The organism is Curtobacterium sp. VKM Ac-2887, assembly GCF_015350935.1.
Lineage (GTDB): Bacteria > Actinomycetota > Actinomycetes > Actinomycetales > Microbacteriaceae > Curtobacterium.
Map to the genome: position 1 here is coordinate 282445 of NZ_JADKSB010000004.1, position 8307 is coordinate 290751.

At 73.8% G+C, this 8307-nt stretch carries 6 protein-coding genes and 1 riboswitch; of the genes, 1 reads left to right on the forward strand and 5 read right to left on the reverse strand.

Annotated elements, in window-relative coordinates:
• Positions 1-52: 52 nt before the first annotated feature.
• Together ITJ69_RS07110 and ITJ69_RS07115 are read right to left on the reverse strand one after the other, a co-directional pair.
• The gene (locus ITJ69_RS07110; protein WP_194672401.1) at positions 53-1318 is read right to left on the reverse strand and encodes an acyl-CoA dehydrogenase family protein; all 1266 of its coding nucleotides are present in this window, start codon (positions 1316-1318) and stop codon (positions 53-55) included.
• The gene (locus ITJ69_RS07115) at positions 1315-2736 is read right to left on the reverse strand and encodes an LLM class flavin-dependent oxidoreductase (RefSeq protein ID WP_194672402.1); all 1422 of its coding nucleotides are present in this window, start codon (positions 2734-2736) and stop codon (positions 1315-1317) included. The genes ITJ69_RS07110 and ITJ69_RS07115 overlap by 4 nt, the downstream gene beginning before the upstream one ends.
• 102 nt (positions 2737-2838) lie before the next feature.
• Here ITJ69_RS07115 and ITJ69_RS07120 point away from each other — a divergent pair, with 102 nt between their 5' ends.
• Positions 2839-4224: an MFS transporter gene (locus ITJ69_RS07120; RefSeq protein ID WP_194672403.1), complete on the forward strand. Its 1386-nt coding sequence runs from the start codon at positions 2839-2841 to the stop codon at positions 4222-4224.
• Positions 4225-4308: 84 nt separating this feature from the next.
• On the opposite strand, the gene ITJ69_RS20710 is transcribed toward ITJ69_RS07120, so the two are convergent.
• The 3 genes from ITJ69_RS20710 to ITJ69_RS07135 form a co-directional block, all read right to left on the reverse strand.
• The gene (locus tag ITJ69_RS20710) at positions 4309-4914 is read right to left on the reverse strand and encodes an ATP-binding protein (protein WP_235036038.1); all 606 of its coding nucleotides are present in this window, start codon (positions 4912-4914) and stop codon (positions 4309-4311) included.
• Positions 4907-7474 (reverse strand): ATP-binding cassette domain-containing protein, encoded by a 2568-nt coding sequence (locus ITJ69_RS20915; protein WP_323743038.1) that lies wholly within the window; start codon positions 7472-7474, stop codon positions 4907-4909. The genes ITJ69_RS20710 and ITJ69_RS20915 overlap by 8 nt, the downstream gene beginning before the upstream one ends.
• A 2-nt stretch (positions 7475-7476) precedes the next feature.
• Positions 7477-8115, reverse strand: coding sequence for an ECF transporter S component (locus tag ITJ69_RS07135; protein WP_123294023.1), 639 nt, complete (start codon positions 8113-8115; stop codon positions 7477-7479).
• A riboswitch (TPP riboswitch) is annotated at positions 8111-8222 on the reverse strand. It overlaps the preceding gene by 5 nt.
• Positions 8223-8307: the final 85 nt, after the last annotated feature.

An 8307-nucleotide genomic window follows, 5' to 3' on the forward strand; every position in this document is an offset into this window, starting at 1 on the left:
AGAGGTCGCGCCGCGCCCGCGCCGCGCCCGCGCCGCGCCCGGCAGCGCCCCCTCAGAACCGCGTCGGCCCCACCTCGTGGTACCTCTCCCACGCGTCCACCGGCCCCCGCCCGTGCAGCGCGTACTCCCCCACGAGCCGCTCCTTGTAGACGGCCGGGTTGTGCGACGCCACGACACGGGCGTTCCGCCAGTGCCGGTCCAGCGCACGCGTCCGGTCGGCAGCGGACGCCCCACCGACCTCGAACAGCTCGGAGCACGACCGCAGCACCCGCGGCCCGATCTCGACCTGCGCCTGGTAGACCGCGTTCTCGGCGGCGTCCAGCAGTACGCGGTCGACCCCGACCCCGGGCTCGTTCGTCGCGACGACCTGGTCGAGCAGCCCCGCGGCAGCGACGACGAGCGAACGGGCGGTGAACGCCCCGGCGGACAACCGACCGAGGACCGCCAGCACCTGCGGATCCTCCCCTGGCGTCGCCGCGTTCGCGTGGATGTACGTCCGGGTCCGCGGCCGCACGAAGGCGACCGCATCGTCGGACACCGCCTGTCCGATACCGGCCAGCACGGCCAACAGGTACAGCTGGAAGAAGGCCTGGATGTGCGAGAGCGGCGCGTCCTTGTACGCCGACACCACGGCGGGGTCGACCGGCACGTCCTCGAAGACCGTGGTGCCGGACGCAGTCAGCCGCTGGCCGAACCCGTCCCAGTCGTCGACGCTCGTCACGCCCGGCGCGTCGACCGGCACGGCGAACGTCACGCGGTCGCCCGAGCGGTCCGCGGCCAGGTAGATCCAGTCGGCGTAGAGCGTGCCGGTCGAGTAGAACTTCCGCCCGTCGAGACGGAGGGAATCGCCAACAGGCGTCACCGTCGTCGAGATGTCGGCGAGGGTCGTGCCGGTCCGCTCCGAGGTCGCGTTCCCCACGATCGCCCCGTCGACGATGCGCTGGAGCCACTCGTCCCGTCCGGCCGACGATCGCCGCAGCAACACGAGTTCGGTGTACCCGAAGTGCCCTCGCCACAGGTGCGCGATGTTCGAGTCCGCGGCCGCCAGGTCCGCCACCAAGTGCACGAGTTCGACCAGGGTCACGCCGAACCCGCCGCGGTCCTCGGGCACGCGCAGCCGGCCGAACCCGGCGTCGGCGAGTGCGCGGACCTCGGCGTGCGGCAACGGTCGGTCGCCGGGGGTGCCGGAGGCGAGCTCACGCTCGACCGCGCCCTCGCGGATGGTCGCGAACACGGGTGCGAAGCGTTCGCGCAGGGTCGCCAGACGATCGGCCGGGAGGCCCGTCACCCGTCCGTCGGTCGTCGTCGCGTCCGTCATGCGGTCACCTCCACGGCACGTGCCGCCGCCGACACACCGCTCGCGCCGCCCGTGAACGCGCCGCGCCACTGCCGGGCGGGGTGCGAGTCCGGCAGCTGTGCGTGCCCGAAGAGCTTCTCGCGCAGGGTGCCCTCGCGGTACTCGGACTGCATCAGCCCACGCTCCTGCAGGGTGGGCGCGATGTGGTCGACGAACTCCTCGTACGAGCCGGGCAGGGTCCAGTTGATGACGTTCACCCCGTCGACGCCGACGCGCTGCCAGTCCGCGAGTTCGTCGGCGATCTGGTCGGGCGTGCCGACGACCCGGGCACGGAGCTTGGCGGACAGGCGGGCGAGGTCGGCGATCGTGGGTTCGCGGTCGCCGGCGGCCTCGCGGAGCCACTGCAGGTGCGACTGCCCGGCGTGGGTGCGGACCTCGGACAGCGGGGTGTCCGGGTCGAGGGCCTCGCCGGTGTCCGGGTCGAAGCCGAGGTTCGAGTGCACCAGGAAGCCGTCGGCCGCCAGGTACTCGTCGATCTCCGCTTCCTTCGCCTTCGCCTCGGCCTCGGTGGACCCGGTGACGAAGGTCAGCCCGAGGAAGAACGCGATGTCGTCACGATCCCGGCCAGCTGCGACCGCCAGGTCGCGGGTCTCGCGGATGAGCTGCTCGGTGGCGTCCCGGTTCGAGGTCAGGATGAACTGGGCCTCGGCGTTCCGTGCCGCGAAGGCCCGACCGGCGGGCGAGGAGCCGGCCTGGAACAGCACCGGCGTCCGCTGCGGGCTCGGCGCGCTCAGGTGCGGCCCCTGCACGTCGTAGCGCTTCCCGTGGTGGTCGATGCGGTGCACCTTGTCGGGGTCGGCGTAGCCGCGCACCGGGTCCTTCAGGACAGCGCCGTCCTCCCACGAGCCCTCCCAGAGCTTCGCGCAGACCTCGAGGTACTCCTCGGCCCAGACGTAGCGCTCGTCGTGCTCCTCGAGCCGGTCGGCACCGAAGTTCCGGGCGGCGCTGTCGAGGGCGCTCGTGACGACGTTCCAGCCGATCCGGCCCCGGGTGATGTGGTCGAGCGTGGAGACCTTGCGGGCGAAGTCGAACGGGTGCGACTGGATGACGCTCGACGTGAACGCCAGGCCGAGGTGCTCGGTCGACACGGCGAGCGCGGAGAGCAGCACCGAGGGGTCGTTCGAGGGGATCTGCAGCCCCTCGCGCAGGTTCGTCGAGTAGTCGCCGCGTCCCGGTCCGTAGGTCCCGACGACGTCGGCGAAGAACATCGCGTCGAACTTGCCGCGCTCGAGGGTCTTCGCCAGGTCGGTCCAGAGCGTGACGTCGTCGAAGTCGGCCTGGCGGGCGTCCGGGTGCCGCCAGAGGCCGTGCTGGATGTGCGACGTCGTGTTCATGACGAAGGCCGCGAAGCGCAGCGGTCGGTTCGGTGCATCGCTCATGCACCCCATGTTCCCCGTGGTGCCGTCACGAGGGGCAGTGAGGTGACACCGCGTTACGCGGCTGGTTCCACCGGACGTCGGAGCCGACCATGCTGCTGAGGCATGCCGACCCCGACCACTGCTGCCGCGCCTCCCGTCCGCCGTGCCGAACCGACGACGGGCGCGACCCGCCGTCGCGTCGCTCTCGCCTCGTTCGTGGGCACGACGGTTGAGTACTACGACTTCTACCTGTACGCGACGGCGTCCGCCCTGGTGTTCGCGCCCACGTTCTTCCCGTCGGTGACGCCGGCGATCGGCGTGATCGCGTCGTTCGCGACCTACGGGGTCGGCTTCGTCGCGCGGCCGCTCGGCGGGGTGATCGCCGGACACCTGGGCGACCGCATCGGACGGAAGAAGCTCCTCGTCGCGTCCCTGGTGCTGATGGGCATCGCGTCGACCCTGATCGGGGTCGTGCCGTCGGCGGCGACCATCGGCGTCGGTGCCGTCGTTGCGCTGGTGTTCCTGCGGCTGCTGCAGGGCGTCGCCGCCGGCGCCGAGTGGGGCGGGTCCGCGCTGCTGTCCGTCGAGCACGCACCCGAACGGCACCGCGGGCTGTTCGGGGCGTTCACGCAGATGGGGTCGGCGGGCGGGATGCTGCTCGCGACCGGCGTGTTCACCCTGGTGCGGTCCCTGCTCGGCAACGAGGTGTTCCTGGCCTGGGGGTGGCGGCTGCCGTTCCTGTTCTCCGCGGTGATCGTGGCCGTCGGCCTGGTGATCCGGCTCGGTGTGCAGGACGCTCCGGTGTTCCAGGAGTTGCGGGCCTCCGGCGGGGTCGAGCGGTTCCCGGTCTGGCAGGCGATCCGGCACCACCCGCGCGCGATCCTGGTGACCGCCGGGCTGCGCCTGGTGCAGCCCGCGCTGTACTCGATCCTGACGACGTACTCGCTGACCTACCTCGCAGCCGCACGGGGGCCGGCGGGCTCGGACGCCGGGCTGCAGGCGGTGCTCGTCATCTCGGCGGTGTCGCTCGTGTCGACGCCGTTCTGGGGGTGGCTGTCCGACCGGGTGGGACGCCGCGTGCTCACGATCTGGTCGGCCGTCGGCATCGCCGTGCTCATCTGGCCGTTCTTCGCGTTCCTCGACGCCGGGCCGCTCGTGCTGCTGCCGCTCGTGGCGCTGATCGGGATGTGCGTCTTCCACGACAGCATCTACGGGCCGCAGGCAGCCTGGTTCGCGGAGCAGTTCCCGACCGGTCGGCGGTACTCGGGGATGTCGCTCGGGTACCAGATCGGGTCGATCTTCTCGGTGGGGCTGACGCCGCTGCTCGCCGCGGTGTTCGTGGAGCTCGGTGGGGGCTCGCCGTGGATCCTGTGCGGGTACCTCGGGGTGTACGCGGTGCTGACCATCGTGGCGGCGGTGTTCGCGGTGGACCCGGTCGCGCGGGCGCGGGGCGGCGTGCGGGACGGTGCTGCTGCGCGGGGCGGCGCGCGGGGCCGAGTCTCGCGGTGAGCGACAGTTCTCGCGCTCGGACGTCCGTGAACTGTCGCGCAGCCCGAGACTCGGCGCGGCCAGCTGGCCGCGCCGGCCGGTCCGCTACGTCCGGAGCACCACGTCGGCCAGGGACGCCGGGTCCTCGGCGGCGATGAAGTCCTGCTCCTGCGCCGCCCACCGGTCCCACTCGCGCGCGAAGGTGTCGCCGTCGCGGCCGATCGCCCGGTCCCAGCGGACTGCGTCGTCGGCCTCGAGCCACACTGCCAACGAGGCCAGCGGCACCGACGCCCGGGACACCGCCCCGCAGCCCTCGATCACGATCGGCAGGTCGGGGTCGACCGCGGTCCACTCCGCCGGGCCGTCGGCCACCCAGTCCCAACGGCGGTACCCGCCGGGAGGCCCGAGCACGTCGCGGGCCACGGCGTCGGCCGCCGCGCGGAGTCCGTCCCACCCCGGGTAGACGTCGTCGAGGTGCACGACCTGCGCCCCCAGCAGCTGCGCGAGCTGGTCGCCGAGAGTCGTCTTGCCGGTGCCGGAACGGCCGTCGACCAGGACCACGAGGCGCCCGCCCGACGCTGCCGCGGCGCCTGCAGCAGCTGCGGCGACACCTGCGGCGAGACCGTCGCCGCCCGACGGGTCCGACGGGTCCGCCGGGTCCACCGGGTCCACCTGGTCCGCCGGGGCCACCGGGCCCGCCGACTCACGCACGCCAGGTCCCCGCTGCCACGGCGACCGCGATCGACGCGACACCGATCCCGACGAGCACCGCCACCATCGCCCACTCCGGCCACGCGAACCGGGCGACCCGCGCCCACGTGCGTCGCCCGGGAGCCCCGAACCCGCGCGACTCCATCGCCACCGCCAACGTCGTCGCCCGTCGCAACGCCAGGACCAGCAGCGCGAACGCCATCGACGCCCCGCGCCGCAGCCGTCCGGTGTCGGCAAGGCCCCGCGCGCGCCGCGCCATCGCGAGCTGCCGCCAGTCGTCCACCAGCAGCGTCATCATCCGGATGGCCGCGAGGGCCCCGAGCACGAACCGCGCCGGCAACCGCAGCACCTGCGCGAGCCCGTCGGCCAGGTCGGTCGGGTCGACGCGGATGAACAACGCGACCGCGGGCAGCCCCACCGCGAGCACGCGGAGCGCCGTCGCCAACGCGAGCGTGAGCGACCCGTCGGTGACGTGGGCGAACCCGAAGTCGAACCACTCCCGTCCGGAGGGCCGCCCGTACAGCGCGATGCTCACCGCCGTGAGCGGCACGGCCACCAGGACCGGTGACACCCGCAGCAGCAGGGTCTGCCCCGGCAGCCGCAGGAGGGGCAGCAGCGCGAGCTCGACCGCGAGGGCGACGGATGCGGACACGACGTCCAGGCTCAGCACGAGGCACACGCCGAGCGCGAGGACGCCGATGAGCGAGGCCACCGGTTGGACGGCGGCTCGGTCGGTTCGGCCTGGAGGCGCGGCTCGGCCCGCCGTCGTCGGCACCGTCTCCGGGGTGGTCGCCGTCGCACCCCCCTGGTCGCGTTCCACGCGCCCTTGGTCGCGGTCCACGCGCCGGGCGCCGTCCGCCGCGAGCACGACCTCGTCGGCGTCGAGCGCCCGGATCAGGTCGCGGTCGTGCGTGACGGCGACGACGGTGGTGCCGTCGTCGGCGAGTGCTCCGAGGTGCCGGACGACGGCGTCCCACGTGGACCGGTCCTGCCCGGAGGTCGGTTCGTCGAGCACGACGACCGGCGGCCGCGCGGCGACGACCGCGGCGATGGCGAGCCGTCGCTGCTCGCCGCCGGACAGCGTGAACGGGTTGGCCTCGGCGAGGTGGGCGAGGCCGAACTCGCCGAGGAGCACGTCCGCCCGACCCGCGGCGTCCGGAGCACCGATCGCGCGGGGGCCGGCCTCGACCTCCTCGCGGACGGAGCCGGCGACGAACTGGTGCTCGGGGTCCTGGAAGACGGTACCGATGCGGGCGGCGAGTTCGCGGCTCGACCACGTGTGCGGCGCCGCGTCGAGGCCTGCGGCGAGGTCCGTCGTGGCCGCGAGCTCCCCCGCGACCGGAGGCAGGAGCCCCGCGAGCGTGAGGCCGAGCGTCGACTTGCCGATCCCGTTCGGCCCCGTGATCGCCATGACCTGTCCGGCTCGGAGTTCGAGGTCGATCCCGCTGCCCACTCGCTGTCGCTTGGCCCGGCCGGTCCCGAGGTCCCGCGCCTCGAGCAGCGCGCCCGCTCCCGCGCCCGCCCCCTCGCCGCCGCCCGAGCCCGCCCCCGCGCCCAGCGGGCGAAATGCCGCGGTCCCCTCGGCCGCCGACTCGGGCATTTCGCCCGTTCGCGCAGCCGCACGGAACTCGTCGCCCGCCACCTCTCCGGCCGATTCGCCGAGCGGGCGAAATGCCGCGGTCCCCTCGGCAGCCGACCCGGGCATTTCGCCCGTTCGCGCAGCCGCACGAATCCGCCCGCGGGCCGCGCCACGCTCCGGCTCGGCGCCGGGCACCCACACCCCGGCCGCGGTGAGCGCGGCGCCGTGGCGGGCGAGCACCTCGGCAGGCGCGCCGTCCGCGACGACCCCGCCGCCGGGCTCGAGCAGCACGAGGCGGTCGACCAGGTCGAGCCAGGTGCCGATCCGGTGCTCCACCACGAGCAGGGTCGCCCCCGTCTCGTCGAGCAGTGCGCGGACGGCGTCGTGCACCTGGGCCACGCCGGCCGGGTCGAGGTTCGCGCAGGGTTCGTCGAGCACGAGGGCTCCCGGCCGCATCGCGAGCACCCCGGCGAGCGCCAGTCGTTGCCGCTGGCCGCCGGAGAGCATCGCGGTCGAACGGTCGAGGGGCAGGTCGAGCCCGACGACCGCGAGCGCCGACCGCACCCGTGCCCAGGTCTCGTCGCGCGGGACGCCGAGGTTCTCGCACCCGAAGGCCACGTCGTCGCCGATCCGCGACATCACGGTGTGCGCCTCGGGGTCCTGCATGACGAGGCCGACACGCCCGCGGACCGCGCGGGGGTCGGCACCGTCGACCAGGACCGAGCCCTGCACGGAAGCAGCGGTGTCGTCGGTGGGGTCGGGTTCGTCGGGCAGCACGGCGGCCACTGCCCGGAGCAGCGTCGACTTGCCGGAGCCGGACGGCCCGACGATCGCGACCCGCTCCCCGGCCTCGACGGTCAGGTCGACGCCGCGGACGGCCCACTCGGCACGTTCGGGGTAACGCCACCCCCAGTCGCGGAACGCGATGCGCGCGGCGCGCACGCCGACGACGTCCGGGGACGTCGACGACGGAGCGGACACCGTCACACCAGTTCGCGCGGCCGACGCCGGCTGTGCTCCCGGCCCGCCGCGAACGACGAGAGCACGCCGGTGCGTGCGAGCGCCCGGACGACCAGCCATGAGCCGGCGCCCGCGATGACGGCACCGGACACGATCGCGCACACGACGTAGACGACCTTGAACGCGGCGTCGAGACCCGGGTACCACAGCACGGTGTCGTTGATGCCGAGCGCGAGGCCGGCTGCGGCGCCCGCCAGGACGACGACCGGCAGCCGGTACACGCGGTACAGGAAGAGTGCGAGGACGATCTCGGCGCCGAGACCCTGGACGAGTCCGGCCTCGAGCGTCAGCCACCCCCACTGCGTGCCGAACAGTGCCTCGACGGACGCGGCGACCATCTCGCCGTAGAGCGCGGCACCGGGTTTGCGGACGACGATCGCGACGAGCGGGCCGGCGAGCAGCCAGACTCCGCCGAACAGGGCCTTCGTGCCCGGGAGGACGAGGTCCATGACGGCGCTGATGGGTTCGTAGCCGAACTCCCACAGCCGGAAGACGACGCCGAGTGCCACCGCGAGCACGCTCGCGACGACGATGTCGACGACCCGCCAGCGCAGCGATCGCCGCGGGGCGGTGTGGACGGTTGATGACGTGCCAGAAGACATGGTGCTGGACTCCTCCCTGCGCCGGCATGATCCGGATCAGGTTCGACGGTCGGAGCGCCACTCGCTCCCTCTCAGCCCGGCGGTCCCGGACTCCCGTGTGTGTCCCAGCAGTCTAGACGTGGTCGCGACCACGTGACGGGTCGCGACCACACAGCGGACGGGAGGCCCGTGGCGGGTCCGCCACGGGCCTCC